Here is an 18,748-nt window from a genome sequence, read left to right on the forward strand (position 1 = left end):
CAGCGCCACGGCGGCGCTGCGCGCCTCCGCCAGGGCGGACGCGACCGGTTCGGCGCGGCGGGCGCGGTCGAGTTCGATCTGGACTTCCGCCCGGCGCGGGGCGCCGGCGGCGTAGGTGTCGAGTTGGTCGCGTGCGGTGGTGAGGCGCCGATGCAGTTCGTGCAGGCGGCGCTGCCCCTCGGCCACCGTGCGCGTCCGGCTCGAATCGGTTTGGCGGAGTTCGAGTTCCGCCGTGATGGCGGTCAGGTCCGCGCGGGCGGTCGCCAGCAGGTCATGGGACCATTCGACCGCTTCGAGGGGGCCGACGGTTTCGGTGGCATTGCGACCGGCGGCCACGCCGATCTGGGCAATAAGGCGGTCGATGCTCTGGCGGCGGGTGTCGAGATCGGCGGCGCTGGCGCGGCGCTTATCGATGAGCCACTGTTCGGCGGTACCGAAACGTTCGGTGTCGAAGAGCTTTTCGAGGAGTTTCTCGCGATCCTCATTATCGGCGCGCAGGAATCGCGCGAAATCGCCCTGCGGCAGCAGCACCACCTGGAAGAACTGATCGGCGCTCATACCGAGCAGGCGCACGATCTCATCGCCGATATCGGGAATCCGCGAGAGGTTGAGTCCGCGGCCGTCCAACCATTCGAGGGTGGCGCCGGCCTGTTCGCTGATCCACCCGGTTCCGCGCTTCTTGGGCCGCTGAAATTCCGGGGTGCGAATGAGTCGCAGCCGTCGGCCGCCGAGCGTCGCCTCGAGGATCACCCGCGGCGGTGTGTGCTCATCGGCGTGATCGGAATGCAGCCGCTTGCTCTCCCCGCGCGCCCCGGGCACCCGTCCGTACAGGGCGAATGCGATGGCATCGAGCACGGTCGTCTTCCCCGCGCCGGTCTGCCCGTGCAGCAGGAACAGCCCATCGGCACCGAGTTCGTCGAAATCGACCACCGTGGTCTCGGCGAACGGACCGAAGGCGGTCAGCTCCAAGCGGTGCAGCCTCATGGTCGAACTCCCCCATCGCGCTCGAATCCGGTTTCCGCTGCGACCGGGTGTCGGCTCATGCCGTCATCTCGGTGGGGTCCGTGGTCGCGAACATCCCTTCCGCGGCCACCGCTTCTCGCCCCGGTTCCCGCACGGCGGCGGCCAATGCCCTTTCCACCCACTTCATTTCATTGTCATTGGGTGCGCCGCGCACATCACTCAGAAAGCTGTGCGCGATCTCGGTATCGCGACGCCCGTGCACGCGCTCACGGTAGCGCAATTCCGGATTCCCCTCGGGCCGAACCCATTCCACATGGACCGCGTGCGGAAAGCGCTCGCGCAGTTTGCGCAGTGCATCCACCGGCCGGGCATGATCGGTGAGAGTAGCTGCGACATAGTCATTCTCGGCGTCGGCGAACTCCGGTTCGGTGAGCAGTTCCGCCAGATTGCCACTGAGCTGACTCAGCCCGCGCACCACCGGCAGATCGATTCGCCGCACCTGTGCCAGCCCATCGGCCGCGAGATCCACAATCCACACCGCTTTGCGCTGCGACCGCTCTCCGAACGAATACGGCAGCGGCGACCCGCAATAGCGCACCGATTCCGAGAGCGTCTGCGGCGAATGCAGATGCCCCAGCGCCACATAGTCGATGCCGTCGAAGGCCCGCAGCGGCACCGTTTCGACCCCGCCCACCGAAATGGACCGCTCCGATCCGGTCGCCTCCCCGCCGACGACGAAGGCATGCGCCAAGACCACCGACCGCACTGTCGCGGCGGCGCGATTACGCTCCGCCAGATCGGCGCGAATCAGTCCCATGGCCGCGTCGAGAATCTCGGCATGCGAACGCGCCTGCGGCACACCCAATTCGACCCGGGTGATATCCGGCTCCAGATACGGAATGCCGTAGAACGCCACCTCCCCGTGTGCGTCCGACAGCACTACGGGCCGTCCCACCTCGGCAATGGTGGTGCGCAAATGCAATCCTCCGGCCGCCGCGAAACTCCCCAGCGCCCCCAGCCGGGTCGGCGAATCGTGATTGCCGGAGGTCGCCACGATGGTTGCCCCCGCCGCGCGAATGGCCTCGAATCCGCGGTTGCACACCGCGATCGCATCGGCGCTGGGAATGGACCGGTCGTACACGTCACCGGGCACGACGACCACGTCGACTTGCTCCGCGGCAACCGTGGCGGCAATGGCCGCGAGCGAGCACGCCTGATCGGCTAGCAGATCGACGCCGTGGAAGGTGCGCCCGATATGCCAGTCCGAGGTGTGCAGGATCCGCATGTCGCAGAACCGTATGCGATACGGCCGACAACTTCACCGCCACCCGGGCCAGTCGCCCGAAAACCGCCGATGCATTGCAATTCGTTTGCCAAGGGGACAGCTGATCTCGCAACGGTCGGGGTACCTCGCCGGGTACGCCCGGAATCGGTTCGGCACCTGACCGCAGGCACGGATCTGTAACAGTAGACGGCTCTCAGTCGGCCGCTGGAAGTCACGGGGAGGCGGATCTGTCACTATCTGGGGCTATGACCGCACCGATGCTGTTTGCGCTGCTGTTGGTCTTCCTCGCCGGGCTGGCCGTGGGCTGGTTGGCGCATGCCGCGCGGGCGGGGCAGCGTGCCGCGGTGGCGGAGGCGCGCCTCGCGGCCGTGAACGACAACGAGCGGTTGTTACGGCAGTCGCTCAGCGCCGCCAGTGAGGACGCGGCGCGGCGGCAGTCCTATGCCATCGGCAATCTGGTGGAACCGTTGCGCGAGGCGGTCGGCGCGCTCAACCGCAATATCCAGGAGGTCGAGCACAACCGCATCAACGCGTATTCGGGTCTGCGCGAACAGGTTGCGGGGATGCAGCGTATTTCGCACCAGCTCACCACGCAGACGGGTCAATTGGCATCGGCGCTGCGCAATCCCCAGGTGCGCGGGCGCTGGGGTGAGATCCAGTTGGAACGTGTCGTGGAATTGGCGGGTATGACCCGGCACTGCGATTTCGACACCCAGGTGACCCGCCGGGGCGATTCGGTAATACGCCCGGACATGGTGGTGCGGCTGGCGGGTGAGCGCCAGATCGTGGTGGATGCCAAGGTGCCGTGCTCCGCCTATCTGGACGCCACCTCCACCGAGGATCCGCGCGAACAGAAGCGGCTACTCACCCAGCACGCCAAACATCTGCGTGCCCATGTCGACCAACTGGCTGATAAGGAGTACTGGGCCGCGTTCGAACCCTCCCCGGAATTCGTGGTGCTGTTCGTGCCGGGTGATCCCTTTCTCGACTCCGCGCTCACCAACGACACCGGATTGCTGGAATACGCCTTCGGGCGGAATGTGATTCTGGCGACCCCCACCACCCTGGTAGCGCTGCTGCGTACGGTGGCGCTGAGCTGGCGGCAGGAGGCGCTCACCCGGGATATGGCGCAGGTGCACCAGTTGGGCCGCGACCTGTACTCCCGCCTGAGCGTCGCGGGTCGGCATATGGACGATCTCGGGGCGCAGCTGGGAAAAACGGTGATGGCGTTCAACAAGGCCGTTGCCTCGGTCGAATCGCGCGTCATGGTGACCGCTCGCAAACTGCATGAATTGGAGATTGCCGACACGCCCGTCCCGGATATCGGACGAGTTGACTCCTGGCCGCGAGCGGTGGGTTTCAGTGATACCGCGGACGGTTACGCCGACAGTATCGACCAGCGCGGGTAAGAGGCACATAGCAAGCCGCGTGATGTCGCCTCCCTCGCGGAATAGCGACATGCCTTAGTGTGCTTGACGTGGCAGTAACCCCAAGCGACCGAGCCGACGTGCCCCCGTCGCATAGTTCGATTCTGCCGTCGGTGCCGGGCGTCCCCGCCGGAGCGGCGGTATTGATCGCCGTTACCTGCACCTTTCTCGGGTTTTTCATCGACGCCGCGGGTGGTTCGGAGCTGACCGGCACCTTCTCGTCGCTGTATGTGCTGGGATGCGTGCTCTCGGTGCTGGTGGTGCGCTTCCGGGGTCTTTTCACCGCCCTGGTGCTGCCGCCGCTGCTGCTGTTCTTCGCGGTGCCGCTGGCCTATCAGCAGATGCTCGGCAACGCCAGCAGCCTCAGGCTCAAGGACATGATCTTCAATCTGGCCATTCCGCTGGTCAACCGCTTCCCGGTAATGGCGCTGGCCACCGTGCTGGTGCTGGCCATCGGCGGGGCCCGGATCTACCTTCATCGCCGCGAGGCCGACCCGGGTAACGCTCGGTCGCGCACCCCACGCTCCCGTAGCGCGCGCCCGAACAGCAATGCCGTCCGATCCCGCCGAACCCGTCCGGCCGATACGGAACCGGCCAAACGGCGTTTCCGCGCGAAACCGGCTGGGGACGATGAATTCGACGACCGCACACCGGCACCCGCGCCACGTGGCCGCCGTCCCAACGGCCGGGTAGCCGAGCGGCCACCGCGCGTCGGAGCCGAGCGACCGTCCTCGGGGACTCCCGCCGACCGCAAGCGCGCCGCGGCCAAACCGCCGACCGGGGATCGCAAGCCGACCGCCGCCGGTCGCAAGGGCCCGGCTTCGGACCGCAAACCGCCTGTCGCGGAAAAGAAGGCGGCGGCCGCCGATCGCACCCCGCCCGTGAACGGCCGCAAGCCCCGCACGGATCGGGTACCGCCGACCGATCAGCCCCGCCGTCGTGGCCAGACCGGCGAGGTGCCGCCGCACCCCCGCCCGAACGTCCGCTACCGCGACCGCGATTCGGGTCGCATCGAGCGCTGAAGCGCCATCCGGCTACTTCCGAGATATCCGCGGCTGTAACGAGTCGGCCCTCGATATCGACAGCACCGGTGTATCACGTCGGCGCAGAGTGTGACAGCTCACGGGTTCGGCTGTGGATATGGCGATTTGGCTTTCCGAGGGGTATCCGCAGGACGGCCCGACACACACTGCGCTCGACGGCTAGAACCGCTACACAACAGCTACACAGTGTTCTGACAACAGTTACGAAAAAGCCCACGCCCCCGTGCGAACCAGCACGGGGGCGTGGGCGTTCGTAGTCTTTGTCTCAGCGAGCCGCGCGCAGCTCGCGCGGTAGCGAGAACACCAGGGTCTCATTGGCCGTCGTCACCGGCTGCACCTCACCGAAGCCGTGTTCGGCCAGCAGCTCCAGCACACCCTCGACCAGGATCTCCGGCACCGAGGCGCCCGAGGTGACGCCGACGGTGCGCACCCCCTCCAGCCACGCCAGGTCCAGTTCGCGGGCGTAGTCGATCAGGTACGAGGCCCGAGCGCCCGCGCTGAGGGCGACCTCGACCAGCCGCACCGAGTTGGAGGAGTTGCGCGAGCCCACCACGATGACCAGATCGCATTCTGGAGCCATGGCCTTGACTGCGGTCTGCCGATTCGAGGTGGCGTAGCAGATGTCATCGCTGGGCGGATCCTGCAGGTTCGGGAAGCGCTCCCGCAGTTTCTTCACCGTCTCCATGGTCTCGTCGACCGACAGTGTGGTCTGCGACAGCCAGATGACCTTGTTCTCATCGCGCACGGTGACATTGCCGACCGATTCGGGTCCGTCCACCAGCTGCACGTGCTCGGGGGCCTCACCGGCGGTGCCCTCGACCTCCTCATGGCCCTCGTGGCCGATGAGCAGGATGTCGAAGTCGTCGCGGGCGAAGCGCTTGGCTTCCTGGTGCACCTTGGTCACCAGCGGGCAGGTGGCGTCGATGGTGTGCAGGCTGCGTTCGGCGGCGGACTCGTGCACCATCGGCGAGACGCCGTGTGCGGAGAACACCACCACCGCGCCACGGGGCACCTCGTCGGTTTCGTCCACGAAGATCACCCCGCGCTCCCGTAGCGTCTCCACCACGTGCCGGTTGTGCACGATCTCCTTGCGGACGTAGACGGGCGCTCCGTGCTTCTCGAGCGTCTTCTCCACCGTCTCGACCGCGCGGTCCACACCGGCGCAGTAACCGCGGGGTTCGGCCAGTAATACGCGTTTCGCCGAGTCGGCATTACCCGTACTGGCCGACCGGGTGATTCCGACGTTCAAGGGGATAGCCGAGGACATGCCCCACAGAATACGTGTGCGGGGTGAATCGCATTTGGTGGGAGGCAAGGCTAACTCCGACTTTCCCGGACTCGTGCTCTTTGCATCACACGGCGTTTCGGGCAGGCTAGGACCATGTTTCGACCTCCCTTCCTGGCCCGGGTGGCCGCCGGGGCCGCCGTTTACGCCCTCGAGGAAACCCGGCGGCTACCGACGACCGCACTGAACCTGCCCATTACGGCCGCGAGCCAGATGCTGCAGAACTTCATGCACCTGCAGCAGTTCGTGACCAGCCTCGCCCTCAAAGGCGACGAAGTTTTCGACCGCTTGACCAACCGCCCGGAGGAGCAGCCGGAGTGGGCCACCTTCGACGAAGATTCCGACGACGAGCAAACCTTCGGCACCGCGTCGGAATCGGCACGCACGAGCCGTTTCGACCTGTATAGCCCCGAGGATTCGGCGGCGGCGATCGTGGACGCCGCACCCGAATCGGCCGAAATCCCGGCACCGGAAGTGGCCGAAATCTCGCAGCCGACGGCTGAGGATTCCGCAATCACCGCGCAGGAGGCGGCGATTTCGGAGACTTCTGAGGCTTCTGAGACTTCTGCGCCGGAGCGCACCGAGGTTTCGGAGCCGGTCGCCGAGGCGGCTGCCACTCCCGCTGAAACCTCTGTTCCCGCAACCGCTTCCGTGGCGTCCACCAATGGCCGCAATGGCAGCTCCGCGGCGATCGTGGAGCCGGAGGTCGCCACCCGCTACGACTACCTGAACATGACCCTGGCGCAGCTGCGTGCCCGTCTGCGCATGCTCAGCGTCGACGAACTGGCCCAGCTGCTCAGCTACGAGCAGCAGACCCAGGCGCGTGCGCCCTTCCTCACCATGCTCACCAACCGCATCGCCACCGTTAAGTCCAAGTGAGCTGACTTCACGCAGCGCCACCGACCCGACACAGCGCCGATCGACCGGTCAACCGAGTCCGGACGATCGGCGCTGTGTTGTCTCCGCGGAACCCCGCCCCGCATTCCGCGTACCTTCCGGCCGGAAGCCATTCCCGCCTTTTCTGGTTATCACTGACGTTTCGGCGGGTGCGTTCGACCTGTGTCGGTGCCGCCAACCACAATGGCGGGGTGAGCGACACTGGTTCGGCGACACCCGCGAGTACCGCGCGTCAGGCGAGTTCCCCCGAGAACCCCTGGCCAGTGCGCACCATCTCGGTCAAGGTGGCGCAGTGGATCGACAAACTCGGCGCGGTGTGGGTGGAGGGTCAGATCACCCAGATGAATTTGCGGCCGGGTACCCGCACGGCATTTCTGGTGTTGCGCGATCCGGCGGCCGATATGTCGATTTCGGTCACCTGCGATCCGGATCTGTTGCGCAAGGCCGCAGTGCCGCTACAGGAGGGCAGCCGGGTCATTGTCTACGGCAAGCTGTCGTTCTTCACCGGTCGCGGCACGATTTCCCTGCGCGTCACCGAGATTCGGCCCGTGGGAATCGGTGAGCTACTGGCCCGCATCGAACGGTTGAAGGCGCTGCTGTCGGCCGAGGGTCTGTTCGATCCCCGCCTCAAGCGCCCGATTCCCTTCCTGCCCAAGCGAATCGGCCTCATTACCGGGCGCGCCTCGGCCGCTGAGCACGATGTGGTGACGGTCGCGACGCAGCGCTGGCCCGCGGCGCTCTTCGAGATTCGCAATACCGCCGTACAGGGGCCGACCGCGGTGCCGCAGATCCTGGAGGCCATTGCCGCGCTCGACGCCCATCCGGAGGTGGAGGTGATCGTCTTGGCGCGCGGTGGCGGCAGCGTGGAGGATCTGCTGCCGTTCTCCGATGAAACCCTGTGCCGGGCAATTGTTTCCGCCAAGACGCCGATTGTGAGCGCGATCGGGCACGAGCCGGACAACCCGATCAGCGACTATGTGGCCGATCTGCGCGCCGCTACGCCCACCGATGCCGCCAAGCGGGTGGTCCCCGATGCCGCCGCCGAAATGGCGCTGCTGAGTGAACAGCGCGAGCGCGCCGCCGCCGCACTGCGCGGCTGGGTGAACCGGGAGGCACGCGCCCTGGAGCAACTGCGCTCGCGCCCGGTGCTCGCCGAACCACTGCGCATGCTCGACCAGAAGTACGATGAGGCGGAGCGGCTGCGTACCGCCGCCCGGCGCGCGGTCGAGCACGCGCTCTCCGCCGAATCCACCACCACCCGGCATCTGCGTGAAAAACTCACCGCCGTCGGCCCCGCCGCCACCCTGGCGCGTGGTTACGCCGTGGTGCAACGGGTTTCGGGGACCGAGCGGCATGTGGTGCGCTCCATCGACGATTCCCCCGCCGGCAGTCAGCTGCGCATCCGCGTGGCCGACGGCGCGATATCCGCCGCCGCCCTGGGCACCCAGCCCCTCGGCACCCGTACCGTCCGAAAGGAATCCGCACCGAATGACCGAGACTGACCTCGCCGAAATCGCCGGCTTCGGCTACGAACGCGCCCGCGACGAACTGGTGAATGTGGTGAAGATGCTCGAACAGGGCGGTATGGACCTGGACGAGTCCCTCGCCCTGTGGGAGCGCGGCGAAGCTCTCGCCACCCGCTGCGAGGAGCATCTCGCGGGCGCGCGGCAGCGGGTCGAGAACGCGCTGTCGCGACGTGAACAGGAGTAGGCCATGACCATCCGCCGGGCGGTCCCCGATATCCACACCACCGATATGACGGGCAGCCGCGCCTTCTACCGTGAACTCGGCTTCGAGGAGGTCATGGACCTCGGCTGGGTGGTAACCCTGGCCAGCCCCTCGAATCCGACCGCCCAGATCACCCTGTTCAGCTCGGACACCGCGGACCACGCGGATATGAGTGTCGAGGTCGACGATGTCGACGCGGTCCACGCCGCCATGGTGGCCGCCGGATCCGAAATCGTCTACGCGCTCCGCGACGAACCCTGGGGCGTGCGCCGTTTCTTCGCCCGCGACCCGAACGGGAAGGTCGTGAACGTGGTCAGCCACCGCTGAGCCAGGTCACCGGGAAAACGGTGGTGGCACAGCGACCGCCACCAGTGCCCGTTCGGTCGGCGCCAGCGGAGCTCAGGAGGAGAGAGTGCCGCACTTCGGACCGCCGGAGCTGTCCACAGAGCCGATCTTCAGCATGTGGATCAGCGCACAGAAGGCGTTCACGACCGAATCGGCCGAGCCGGTGTCGAGAGCCGACCCGGACGGCGCGGCAACAGGAGCGGCCACGCTCACCACCGGCGCGGCACCCGCGATTCCCGCAGGCAGGGCGAAGGTAGCGGTAACGGCAAGAGCGGCAATAACTTTCCTCATCCGGCGAGTATTGCCGCGATCCCGACCTCGATCACGCCCCCACTACTCGGGGCACCCGCCCACAGCGCCCGCGAACAAGATCAGGGAATCGGCAGCGGCAGAGTGCGAGTAGCGCCCGCCACCAGTTCCCCCTCGCGTTTCATTCAGGGGCGCGGAAGCGAGCGGGAGACGGCACAGCGCCGCGGACCGGGATGGGCACCGCCAGCGAAATGGCGGACAAGTTCCGGGTAAGCCACGGCGGTCCGGTCCGAGCCTGCGCCGCCACCGGTTCCCCCGCGCGGTTCCGCTCAGGCGGAAGAACGACCGGAGTAGCCGAGGGGGCGCAGCCTGATGTTCGCGAGCATTCGAGGCGAAGCCGGACAACCAGAAGCGGCGCGAGTCAGCGCCCGCAGGGGCACGGGACGAAACCCGATAACCAGAAGCGGCACGATCAGCGTTCTCGGGGGTTCGGGGGCGAAGCCCCTGAGAGCCTCCCGAGAGTAGGGATCACCCTCGGGACAACGGTTGGGCCCGGCCGACCGCGGTAGCGAGCACGTTGCAGGCTGGGACGCTGCCCGCAGCGGCACGAATCAGCACCTTCGGGGGTTCGGGGGCGAAGCCCCTGAGAGCCCCCCGAGAGTGGGGATCACCCTCGGGGCAGCGGTTGGGCTTGGCCGGTGACGGTGGCGAGGGTGTTGTAGGCGGCGGCGTTGCCCGCGCCCTTGATGAGGATTCGGACATCGCCGAAATCGGTGATCCAGGCGGTTTCGGTGCCGGGTTCGGCGTAGACGACCCACTTGCGGTCGCCGATTTGCTCGGTTCCGGTGGCATAGCGGGTGCCGACCACGTTTTTGGCGAGGGCCTCCTCGGCCGCGTCTGTTTGGGTCAGCTGCATGTAGGTGCCCTGCGGCGTGAGGAAGCCGACGGTGCTGACCGCGCCGCCGCCGGGGCCGGTAATGGTGTCGTGGTGCCCGGAGTTGGGGGTCCAGCCTTCCGGCAGCGCGGGCTTGCGGATGGGGAACGACATGCGTTTCGCATCGTCGGCCAGCGAATTGTCCAGATCGAAGTGCGGGATCTGGCCGGGTGTCGGCCCCTTCGCGGAGAACGTGCACTGGCTGGCGATTCCGGCGATGACCAAGCAGATCAGCACCAGTGGCAGCAGCGACCAGAACAGGTCTTTCCAGTCGTTCATGATCCGCGGCTTCGTATTCGGCACGCCCCCAGTATCCACGGCGGTGGGCTGCGGCCTCGGTCACAGGTAGCGGCGGCGGTCCGTCGCACGGCATCCCGGTGATCGACCTCTACGGAATTGGAACGTGAGTACCTGAATGCCGGGTCCGGCCTCAATGCGACAATTACGCGGCAGTAAGTCAAAACTAGGAGGCACCTGTCATGACCGCATCCAGCCGCCGCGAGGCTCCGGACCGCAACCTTGCCCTGGAGTTGGTCCGGGTCACCGAGGCCGGCGCCATGGCCGCAGGGCGGTGGGTCGGCCGTGGCGACAAGGAAGGCGGCGACGGTGCGGCCGTGGACGCGATGCGGCAGCTGGTGGCGACCGTATCGATGCGCGGCATCGTGGTGATCGGCGAGGGCGAGAAAGACGAAGCGCCCATGCTGTACAACGGTGAGCTGGTCGGTGACGGCACCGGTGCGGAGCTGGATTTCGCCGTCGACCCGATCGATGGCACCACGCTGATGGCCAAGGGTTCGCCGGGCGCGATCTCCGTGCTGGCGGTCGCCGAGCGCGGCGCCATGTTCGATCCCTCCGCGGTCTTCTACATGGAGAAGATCGCCGTCGGCCCGGATGCCGCCGATGTGATCGACCTCGGTGCCCCGATCGCGGAGAACCTGCGCCGCGTCGCCAAGGCCAAGGGCTCCTCGGTGTCCGACCTGACCGTCTGCATCCTGGACCGTCCGCGCCACGCCCAGCACATGCAGGAGGTGCGCGACGCGGGTGCGCGTATCCGGCTCATCTCCGACGGTGACGTGGCCGGTGCCATTGCCACCGCCCGCCCCGAATCCGGCGTCGACATGCTGATCGGTATCGGCGGCACCCCCGAGGGCATTATCGCCGCGGCCGCCATGCGCTGTATGGGTGGCGCGCTGCAGGCCAAGCTGGCCCCCAAGGATGACGAGGAGCGCCAGAAGGCCATCGACGCGGGCCACGACCTCGACCGCATTCTCGGCACCGAGGACCTCGTCTCCGGTCAGGACGTTTTCTTCTGCGCGACCGGCGTCACCGATGGCGATCTGCTGCGCGGTGTCCGCTACTACGGCGGCGGTGCGTCCACCCAGTCCATCGTCATGCGCGCCAAGTCCGGCACCGTCCGCATGGTCGATGCCTATCACCGTCTGTCGAAGCTGCGCGAATACGCATCGGTGGATTTCGTCGGTGACGACGAGGCCGCCCCGCCCATGCCCTGATTCCAATACCAGCGAATGTCGTTGCCGCCCAGCGCCTCCGAGGTGCTGATCGCGCTGTCCGACATCGCAAGGCAGCTCGGCGCGGTCGGACAGCCAACCATGCTGTCCGACCGCGCCGACGCCGTTGTCGCGCGCGTCGCCGGCCTGGTGGTGAAGGCCCACCCGTTCGATGCCGACGCCGCCGCGCTCCACACCCGTCTGCGCCTCGCCGCCCACCCGCGTTTACACCGAATCCTGGTGCCGCCCGCGCAGATCGACGGCGATGTCCTGACCATCCGCTCCGGCCGTGTGTACTCGGCCTGGCCATACGGCGAACCGGTCGACCCCGACGATCCAGATGCCGCCCCATGGGAGGCAGCAGCGGCTCTCCTCGCCGCCCTGCACAACTGCCCGCTGCCCTCCCTCATTGACGATTCGGTCTCCGCCGAGCCGAGTCCCGCAACCGACGGCACCGCATCTCATGCGAGCGCGTCCACTCCCACTGCGCGGCATCCGATCCCGATCGCCGACACCCCGACCCGGGTGACGTCCGGCTACGGCCCCGAGGTGGGCAGCCCCACCCCCGCGGCAGACCGGAGTCCCGCGACGACAGTCGGCTTCGACCGGCGAACCCGTCTACCGGCGGCGGGCGGTCCGGAGCGTGTCCAGCGTGCGATGGATCGCCTGCGCGCGGCCACCGGTATCGCGGATCCCGCTGCGGCGGACGTGGTGTGGCGCGCCTATGGCAGGCTGCCTTCACTCCAGCACGGGGAGAACACCATCCAGGACCCCCGGCGAAATCCCGGTGAAATATCAGGACCCCGCCCCGCCCATTCCGCCCGGCGACAGGCGTTGGTACACGGCGACTTTCATCTCGGCCAGCTGATTCGCCTGCCCACCGCCGCCTCGGGGCGCGGTCGCGCGGCGCAACCGCCGAGCGGCGGACGATCCAGCGTCACGCCCGGAGACAACGTCGCGACCGGAGACAACATCACGCCCGCAACCGATGTCACGACCGGAGACAACATCACGCTCGGGGGCGCTGTCACGGCCAGGGGCAACATCACGACCGGAGGCGAAAACCGCTGGCGGCTGGTGGATGTGGATGATCTCGGAGTCGGGGATCCGGTATGGGATCTGGCGCGGCCCGCCGGATTCTTCGCGGCGGGCATTCTCGATCCTGTTGCGTGGGAGCGGTTCCTCACGGCCTACCGGCGATCGGGTGGACCCGCGGTGCCGGGTGGCGGGGATGTGTGGGCGGTCCTGGATATCCCGGCGCGGGCACTGGTGGTGCAGACGGCGGCGATCGCGGTGGCCAAAGCGGGGCTGGTGGGGCGCGAATTGGATGAGCTGGATACGGCTTTGGTTGATTCGTGCTACCGGATGCCACCTGCCGTATGGTAAATCCCGCATGTATTTGCTGAATTGGGGAGCTGAAGTCGGATGCAGTGTCCGAAATGTCACGCCATGATGCATACCTACAACCGGGCGGGGGTTCAGATCGAGCAGTGCGGCGCCTGCCGGGGAATCTTCCTGGATTACGGTGAACTGGAGGCGCTGACTCGAATGGAGTCCGGGTACTCCGCTCCCCCGGCGACACCGCGGTTCGGCGCTCCGCCCATGTACGGCGCTCCGGTCTGGGGCGCACCTCGTCAGGGCTACGGACATTACAAACACAAGCACAAGAACAACTTCGGCAAGATGCTGTTCTCGTCGTAAACACGGCGCATCGGGTGACTCCTGGCATGCCGCCGTGTTCGATCCACCGCCGTGTTCGATCCACCGCCGCGTTCCATCCGGTGTCGTATTCCCGTCTCACCCCACTCTCGGGCGTGCCGATCCCCTCAGGCGTGGCATCCCCATGAACCCGGACTCGGGCATAGGGTCGAATCCATGAGTGAGGAGACCGAATACCGCATCGAACACGACACCATGGGCGAGGTCCGGGTACCCGCGCGCGCGTTGTGGCGGGCCCAGACTCAGCGGGCCGTGCAGAACTTTCCGATCAGCGGCCGCGGCTTGGAGCGCACGCAGATTCGCGCGCTGGGATTGTTGAAGGCCGCGTGCGCGGTGGTGAACCGGGACCTGGGGCTGCTGGACGCGACCAAGGCCGACGCCATTATCGCCGCGGCCACCGAGATCGCCGATGGCGAGCACGACGACCAGTTCCCCATCGATGTCTTCCAGACCGGTTCCGGCACCAGTTCGAATATGAACGCCAACGAGGTGATCGCCACCATCGCGGCGCGTAATGGCGTCACCGTCCACCCCAATGACGACGTGAATATGTCGCAGTCGTCCAATGACACCTTCCCGACCGCCACCCATCTGGCCGCCACCGAGGCCGTGGTGAAGGATCTCGTTCCGGCACTGGAACACCTGCGCTTGGCCCTGCTGGACAAGTCCACCGAATGGCGTGAAGTGGTGAAGTCCGGCCGCACCCACCTCATGGACGCCGTGCCGGTCACCCTCGGTCAGGAGTTCGGTGGCTACACCCGCCAGGTGAGCGCCGGTATCGAGCGTATGCTCACCACGCTGCCGCGGCTGGGTGAACTGCCGATCGGCGGCACCGCGGTCGGCACCGGACTCAACGCACCGACCGACTTCGGCGCGAAAGTCGTTGTGGAACTGAAGAAGTCGACCGGTTTGGACGCGCTGTCGGAAGCGCGCGACCACTTCGAGGCGCAGGCCGCCCGGGACGGACTGGTGGAGGTATCGGGCGCACTGCGCACCGTCGCCATCAGCCTTACCAAGATCGCCAATGACATTCGCTGGATGGGTTCGGGCCCGCTCACCGGCCTCGGCGAACTCCAGCTTCCGGACTTGCAGCCGGGCTCCTCCATTATGCCCGGCAAGGTGAATCCTGTTCTCCCCGAAGCGGTTACCCAGGTCGCGGCGCAGGTTATCGGCAATGACGCGGCGGTCGCCTGGGGTGGCGGCAACGGCCACTTCGAACTGAACGTCTACATCCCGGTCATGGCCCGCAATGTCCTGGAATCGATTCGCCTGCTCGCCAATGTCTCCCACCTGTTCGCCGATAAGTGCGTCAGCGGATTGGTCGCCAATGTGGAGCATCTGCGCACCCTGGCCGAATCCTCGCCGTCCATTGTGACGCCGCTGAATTCGGCCATCGGATATGAGGAAGCCGCGGCGGTCGCGAAGCAGGCGCTCAAAGAACGCAAAACAATCCGTCAGACCGTCATCGACCGTGGTCTTATCGACGACAAGCTCGCACTGGAGGAGCTCGACCGCCGTCTGGATGTGCTTTCCATGGCGAAAGTCGACGGTAAATAGCTTGGTACGGGAGTGACTACTGAGAATCACCGGGGTCAGCGACCAGTTTTTTTCTTTTCCGTGCTCGGATGTGAAACGCATCACGCATTGCCTCCGATTAGCTGAGTGTCCGCCAAAACAGCGGATTCCCCCGGAAAGGACAAGACAATGTTAACTAGCCTCGCTGCATTCTTCGTAGTACTCGGTGCCGCCGGACTCGTCGCTGCTCTGGCGACACTGGGCATCATCATTTGAACAGCACAGTCCTGGGTATGGCGGCGTAAGCCGCCATACCCACGTGCTGTGCCGGGAATTCGATTCGATCACTTCGGAATTCGACAACCCATCACCGCGGGCTCATGGATTCGGCGTAATTCTTCAGGTCGATATCATTAGCTGCCCTGTCGCCGTACATCGCCATCAGTGCGAAGGCGCGCGAGCCGAGGAACCAATTGCGGAGACGAATCCCGCGGGCGGTCTTCGGAGCCAGGAACGGCCCGGGGTTTGAACCATCGATCTTGCGCATATAGCGCTTCACGATCTCCTCGTACCGCGCAAATGCCACGGCCTGGTCCCCGTTCGCCGCGGCCAGTTCACCCGCGAGCACGTACGCGCCCACCACCGCGAGCCCGGTGCCGAATCCGGCGAGGGTATTGCCGTAGGCCGCGTCACCGAGCAAGGCCACCCGCCCGGCCGTGAAGTTCTTCATCCGCACGTGGCTGATGGAGTCGAGGTAGAAGGTGTCGAGACCGGCCAGCTCGGCCAGCATATCGGGCACCTTCCAGCCCATTCCGGCGAACTTGTCGATGACGATCCGCTTCTGGGCGGCGATATCGTCGCGGGGGAAGTCGAGCTCCGGCGTCGCGAACATGTACATGTGCGGCGACTTCGGACCACCCTCGACCGCCAGCCGTCCGGGAGTGTTGTGGGCGTATGCGATTTCGCGTTCCGGTGGCGCGTACGGATCAACCCGATTATCGCCCGCGATGCAGTAGTACCAGCCGTGGTAGTTGACGTAATTCCGCTCGGGCCCGAATACCAGACTCCGGACGGTGGAATGGATTCCATCCGCGCCGAACACCAGGTCGAAGGTGCGGGCGGATGCTTCGGCGAATTCGACGTGCACACCGTCGGCGGTTTCGGTGAGCGCGGTGATGTGGTCACCGAAGACGTACTCGCAGCCCTCGGCAGTGTGATCGTAGAGGACCTCGGCCAGGTCACCACGCCGAATCTCGAGGTCGCCGCCGGTGAAATCACCTGACATGACCGCTAATTCGCGGCCTTCGGCGTCCACGAACCACATATCAGCGGTGCCGGTGCGCCGGGCGCGAATATCCCCGAGGATGCCCATGCGCTCCAGCACGGTCAGGTGCGTCGCGCCCTTGAAATCGATGGCCTGGCCGCCGGGCCGCGGCGCGGGGGCCTTCTCGACGACGGTGACGTCGAAGCCGTAGCGGCTGAGCCAGTATGCGAGAGCCGGTCCGGCGATGCCGGCGCCGGAGATGAGGACGGTGGTGTTGCGCATATCGAGTGCTCCGTTCGAGTAACTGCGTCTGCTAGACGCTTTTTAACGTACGGTAGACGCAGTTAGACGTCAACGGCGATTTCGGGAAGGATGTGGGCATGGCCGCACCGACCACGACCGAACTGCTCTGGGGCACCCAGCAGCGACCCAGGCGCGGGCCCAAACCAAGCCTCAGCCTGGAGCGGATCGTCACCGAGGCGGTCGCGCTCGCCGATGCGGAGGGACTGACCAGCCTGTCCATGGCGCGCCTGGCCGAACGCCTGGGCTGCGCCAAGATGGCGCTCTACCGGTATGTGCCGGGCAAGGCCGAACTGACCGCGCTCATGCTCGACACCGCCATGGGCGTACCACCGGAGCCCGGACCGCACTCCGATGCGCAGGAACCCTGGCGCGATTACTTACGCCTCTGGGCCGAGACCTTCTTCCATCGAGTCCGGGCGCACCCCTGGAGCATCGAACTCTCCGTCGGCGCTCATGTGATGGGCCCCCATGAGATGGATTGGCTGGAGAGCGCACTCGCCACCCTCGCCGATACCGGCCTGACCGCCGCCGAGCGTTTCGACACCGTCGTACTGCTGATCGGCCACGTACGGAGCCTTGTCCAGCAGGTGGGCGAGCACGGCGATGATGCGGAAGACCTTCTGCAACAGGAAATGTCGGCCATTCTGACCACGCACGGTGAGCGCTACCCGCAAGTTGCCGCGACCTTGGCCGAGGCGGCGAGCACACCGCCCGGCGCTACCGGCCGCGACAATGCCCTGCACTTCGGCATCGATCGCATCCTCGACGGCCTGGGCACACTCATCACCGAACGCAAGTAATCCTGTTGCCGCCCGGCACTGCGGCCTACAGTCGAAGAATGTCCGATCTTCCTGAATTGCAGCAGGACGCCATCACCACGGTCCGCGAGTTCTTCGCCGCGCTGGAGATGAACCTCGCCGACGAAGCCATCGAACTGGTCGACCCCGGCATCGTCTGGAGAAACACCTCGCTACCGGATATCCGCGGTATCAACCGGGTGCGCTCGATACTGCGCAAGCTCGGCAACGATCGGTTCGGCTTCCGCGTGGATATGCACCATATCGCCGCCAATGGGGAGAATGTGGTGCTCACCGAGCGCACCGACTACCTGCGCATGGGCCCGGTCGAGATCGGGTTCTGGGTGTGCGGGACCTTCGAACTCGTCGATGGCCGAATTGCCCTGTGGCACGACCACTTCAGCTGGGAGAACTTCCTGCGCGGCACCGTGAAGGGCCTCGCCCGCGCGGCACTCTCGCGCTGACGCCGGTCCCGGCATGTCGCTGACACCGACCTCGTCATCCCGGCATGTCGCTGACACCGACCTCGTCATCCCGGCGTGTTTGTGGCCGGGATCCACACCTTCGGATAGGGCGTGGATTCCGGCCACAAACATGCCGGAATGACGAGGGGCGCAGGTGCTTCAGATGGCCGGGAGGCTCAGGGGCGCAGGTGCTCCAGTTCGGCGCGGGCCTGCTCGCCCGTCGCACCGAGATCGGTGCGGGAGAAGACCTTCCACTGCGCCAGCAGCGGGCCGAAGACCAGCTCGGGCTCCTTGGCGCGGTCGTAGATTCCGGCCGCGGCCAGCGCGTCGTCACTGCTGCTGCCGTCGGCGAGCACCACCTCCGGCACCCGGAAGTCGGCGACCCGGTCGGCAATGGCGCGCATGGTCTGGTCGGGAGCCAGGTCGAATGCGGCCGAGATCAGGTTGGCGAAGAACTCCGCCTGCATCTCGTCGTCGACAGCGAGCCGACGGGCGATTTCGGTGACAATCGGATTCTCGTCGAGGGCCTCGGTATTGCGGTGCCGCACCGCGGCCGCCATCTCCTCGAACGCCGACGCCGCCAGCACATCCAGCAGATGCATCGAGGGGCGGCGGAAGCCGAGGGTCATATGCGCCAGGCGCAGCCGCTCCAGCTCCTCCGGATCCACCGCACGGGTGACCATGAGGTAGTTGCGAATGAGGATTTCGTGGCGGTTCTCCTCGGCGGTCCAGCGACCGACCCAGCGCCACCACGGGCCGCGACGCAGGTACTTGCCGAGCTCCCGATGGTAGGAGGGCAAGTTATCGGCGACCAGCACACTCACGGTGAGCGCCAGCTTGGCGGTCTCGCCGAGTTCGGATTGCGACGGATCCCAATCGGTTCCGCCGAGGAACCCGAAGTTGCGGCCGTCATCCCACGGCACATAGTCATGCGGCTGCCAATGCGCCGCCGCGTCGATATGACGGGTCAGGTTGGCTTCCACCTCGTCGGTGAGCTGGTCCATCAAATCGCGGTCGGCCAA

General features: G+C 66.4%; 19 protein-coding genes. 12 read left to right on the forward strand and 7 right to left on the reverse strand.

Annotated features, from left to right (window positions below):
* On the reverse strand, positions 1 to 984 hold a 984-nt coding region (locus NU1_RS04870; protein ID WP_157551991.1), incomplete at its 3' end, for an AAA family ATPase.
* 55 nt (positions 985 to 1,039) lie between these two features.
* A complete protein-coding gene (locus tag NU1_RS04875; protein ID WP_067517825.1) occupies positions 1,040 to 2,248 on the reverse strand; it encodes an exonuclease SbcCD subunit D in 1,209 nt (402 codons plus the stop codon).
* A gap of 245 nt (positions 2,249 to 2,493) precedes the next feature.
* Between NU1_RS04875 and NU1_RS04880 the strand changes: the two genes are divergently transcribed.
* Together NU1_RS04880 and NU1_RS04885 are read left to right on the forward strand one after the other, a co-directional pair.
* Complete coding sequence (locus NU1_RS04880; RefSeq protein WP_067517827.1) at positions 2,494 to 3,657, forward strand: DNA recombination protein RmuC; 1,164 nt, start codon at positions 2,494 to 2,496, stop codon at positions 3,655 to 3,657.
* 68 nt (positions 3,658 to 3,725) lie between these two features.
* Positions 3,726 to 4,697, forward strand: coding sequence for a DUF6542 domain-containing protein (locus NU1_RS04885; protein WP_067517829.1), 972 nt, complete (start codon positions 3,726 to 3,728; stop codon positions 4,695 to 4,697).
* A 286-nt stretch (positions 4,698 to 4,983) separates the two neighbouring features.
* Here NU1_RS04885 and NU1_RS04890 read toward each other — a convergent pair whose 3' ends face one another.
* A complete protein-coding gene (locus tag NU1_RS04890) occupies positions 4,984 to 5,985 on the reverse strand; it encodes a 4-hydroxy-3-methylbut-2-enyl diphosphate reductase (protein WP_067517831.1) in 1,002 nt (333 codons plus the stop codon).
* Between the two features lie 114 nt (positions 5,986 to 6,099).
* Between NU1_RS04890 and NU1_RS04895 the strand changes: the two genes are divergently transcribed.
* The 4 genes from NU1_RS04895 to NU1_RS04910 all read left to right on the forward strand — a co-directional run bounded on the left by NU1_RS04895 (position 6,100) and on the right by NU1_RS04910 (position 8,955).
* A complete protein-coding gene (locus tag NU1_RS04895) occupies positions 6,100 to 6,882 on the forward strand; it encodes a lipid droplet-associated protein (RefSeq protein WP_067517832.1) in 783 nt (260 codons plus the stop codon).
* A gap of 209 nt (positions 6,883 to 7,091) precedes the next feature.
* Complete coding sequence (gene xseA, locus NU1_RS04900) at positions 7,092 to 8,402, forward strand: exodeoxyribonuclease VII large subunit (protein ID WP_067518343.1); 1,311 nt, start codon at positions 7,092 to 7,094, stop codon at positions 8,400 to 8,402.
* Complete coding sequence (locus tag NU1_RS04905; protein ID WP_067517834.1) at positions 8,389 to 8,610, forward strand: exodeoxyribonuclease VII small subunit; 222 nt, start codon at positions 8,389 to 8,391, stop codon at positions 8,608 to 8,610. The genes xseA and NU1_RS04905 overlap by 14 nt, the downstream gene beginning before the upstream one ends.
* 3 nt (positions 8,611 to 8,613) lie before the next feature.
* Positions 8,614 to 8,955 carry a VOC family protein gene (locus tag NU1_RS04910; RefSeq protein WP_067517836.1) on the forward strand — a complete coding sequence of 114 codons (342 nt, stop codon included), beginning with the start codon at positions 8,614 to 8,616 and terminating at the stop codon, positions 8,953 to 8,955.
* A 72-nt stretch (positions 8,956 to 9,027) separates the two neighbouring features.
* On the opposite strand, the gene NU1_RS04915 is transcribed toward NU1_RS04910, so the two are convergent.
* Together NU1_RS04915 and NU1_RS04920 are read right to left on the reverse strand one after the other, a co-directional pair.
* Positions 9,028 to 9,264 (reverse strand): hypothetical protein, encoded by a 237-nt coding sequence (locus NU1_RS04915; RefSeq protein ID WP_067517838.1) that lies wholly within the window; start codon positions 9,262 to 9,264, stop codon positions 9,028 to 9,030.
* A gap of 625 nt (positions 9,265 to 9,889) precedes the next feature.
* On the reverse strand, positions 9,890 to 10,459 hold the full coding sequence (locus NU1_RS04920; protein WP_067517839.1) for a DUF4245 domain-containing protein: 570 nt from the start codon (positions 10,457 to 10,459) through the stop codon (positions 9,890 to 9,892).
* 176 nt (positions 10,460 to 10,635) lie between these two features.
* On the opposite strand from NU1_RS04920, the gene glpX reads away from it, so the two are divergent.
* From glpX to NU1_RS04940, 4 genes are all read left to right on the forward strand, one after another.
* Positions 10,636 to 11,667 (forward strand): class II fructose-bisphosphatase, encoded by a 1,032-nt coding sequence (gene glpX / locus NU1_RS04925; protein ID WP_067517840.1) that lies wholly within the window; start codon positions 10,636 to 10,638, stop codon positions 11,665 to 11,667.
* 15 nt (positions 11,668 to 11,682) lie between these two features.
* Positions 11,683 to 13,050, forward strand: coding sequence for a hypothetical protein (locus tag NU1_RS04930; protein WP_067517842.1), 1,368 nt, complete (start codon positions 11,683 to 11,685; stop codon positions 13,048 to 13,050).
* Between the two features lie 39 nt (positions 13,051 to 13,089).
* Complete coding sequence (locus NU1_RS04935; RefSeq protein ID WP_067517844.1) at positions 13,090 to 13,365, forward strand: TFIIB-type zinc ribbon-containing protein; 276 nt, start codon at positions 13,090 to 13,092, stop codon at positions 13,363 to 13,365.
* A gap of 174 nt (positions 13,366 to 13,539) precedes the next feature.
* Complete coding sequence (locus NU1_RS04940) at positions 13,540 to 14,940, forward strand: class II fumarate hydratase (protein ID WP_067517846.1); 1,401 nt, start codon at positions 13,540 to 13,542, stop codon at positions 14,938 to 14,940.
* 325 nt (positions 14,941 to 15,265) lie between these two features.
* On the opposite strand, the gene NU1_RS04945 is transcribed toward NU1_RS04940, so the two are convergent.
* Entirely contained in the window at positions 15,266 to 16,444 is a 1,179-nt protein-coding gene (locus NU1_RS04945; RefSeq protein WP_067517848.1) for an FAD-dependent monooxygenase, read from the reverse strand.
* Between the two features lie 98 nt (positions 16,445 to 16,542).
* Here NU1_RS04945 and NU1_RS04950 point away from each other — a divergent pair, with 98 nt between their 5' ends.
* Both NU1_RS04950 and NU1_RS04955 read left to right on the forward strand, forming a co-directional pair.
* Positions 16,543 to 17,265, forward strand: a complete 723-nt coding sequence (locus tag NU1_RS04950; protein ID WP_067517850.1) for a TetR/AcrR family transcriptional regulator — start codon at positions 16,543 to 16,545, stop codon at positions 17,263 to 17,265.
* 38 nt (positions 17,266 to 17,303) lie between these two features.
* Positions 17,304 to 17,726: a limonene-1,2-epoxide hydrolase family protein gene (locus tag NU1_RS04955; protein ID WP_067517852.1), complete on the forward strand. Its 423-nt coding sequence runs from the start codon at positions 17,304 to 17,306 to the stop codon at positions 17,724 to 17,726.
* 176 nt (positions 17,727 to 17,902) lie between these two features.
* On the opposite strand, the gene NU1_RS04960 is transcribed toward NU1_RS04955, so the two are convergent.
* On the reverse strand, positions 17,903 to 18,730 hold the full coding sequence (locus NU1_RS04960) for an acyl-ACP desaturase (protein ID WP_067518345.1): 828 nt from the start codon (positions 18,728 to 18,730) through the stop codon (positions 17,903 to 17,905).
* Positions 18,731 to 18,748 lie beyond the last annotated feature (18 nt).

It is taken from the genome of Nocardia uniformis NBRC 13702 (genome assembly GCF_001613345.1).
Taxonomy (GTDB): Bacteria; Actinomycetota; Actinomycetes; order Mycobacteriales; family Mycobacteriaceae; genus Nocardia; species Nocardia uniformis.

Coding starts and splice junctions, on each gene's coding strand:
- NU1_RS04945 (WP_067517848.1), bottom strand. CDS start 16,444: ATGCGCAACACCACCGTCCTCATCTCCGGCGCCGGCATCGCCGGACCG.
- NU1_RS04895 (WP_067517832.1), top strand. CDS start 6,100: ATGTTTCGACCTCCCTTCCTGGCCCGGGTGGCCGCCGGGGCCGCCGTT.
- NU1_RS04905 (WP_067517834.1), top strand. CDS start 8,389: ATGACCGAGACTGACCTCGCCGAAATCGCCGGCTTCGGCTACGAACGC.
- glpX (WP_067517840.1), top strand. CDS start 10,636: ATGACCGCATCCAGCCGCCGCGAGGCTCCGGACCGCAACCTTGCCCTG.
- NU1_RS04910 (WP_067517836.1), top strand. CDS start 8,614: ATGACCATCCGCCGGGCGGTCCCCGATATCCACACCACCGATATGACG.
- NU1_RS04960 (WP_067518345.1), bottom strand. CDS start 18,730: ATGGACCAGCTCACCGACGAGGTGGAAGCCAACCTGACCCGTCATATC.
- NU1_RS04955 (WP_067517852.1), top strand. CDS start 17,304: ATGTCCGATCTTCCTGAATTGCAGCAGGACGCCATCACCACGGTCCGC.
- NU1_RS04915 (WP_067517838.1), bottom strand. CDS start 9,264: ATGAGGAAAGTTATTGCCGCTCTTGCCGTTACCGCTACCTTCGCCCTG.
- NU1_RS04950 (WP_067517850.1), top strand. CDS start 16,543: ATGGCCGCACCGACCACGACCGAACTGCTCTGGGGCACCCAGCAGCGA.
- NU1_RS04930 (WP_067517842.1), top strand. CDS start 11,683: ATGTCGTTGCCGCCCAGCGCCTCCGAGGTGCTGATCGCGCTGTCCGAC.
- NU1_RS04890 (WP_067517831.1), bottom strand. CDS start 5,985: ATGTCCTCGGCTATCCCCTTGAACGTCGGAATCACCCGGTCGGCCAGT.
- NU1_RS04880 (WP_067517827.1), top strand. CDS start 2,494: ATGACCGCACCGATGCTGTTTGCGCTGCTGTTGGTCTTCCTCGCCGGG.
- NU1_RS04935 (WP_067517844.1), top strand. CDS start 13,090: ATGCAGTGTCCGAAATGTCACGCCATGATGCATACCTACAACCGGGCG.
- NU1_RS04940 (WP_067517846.1), top strand. CDS start 13,540: ATGAGTGAGGAGACCGAATACCGCATCGAACACGACACCATGGGCGAG.
- NU1_RS04875 (WP_067517825.1), bottom strand. CDS start 2,248: ATGCGGATCCTGCACACCTCGGACTGGCATATCGGGCGCACCTTCCAC.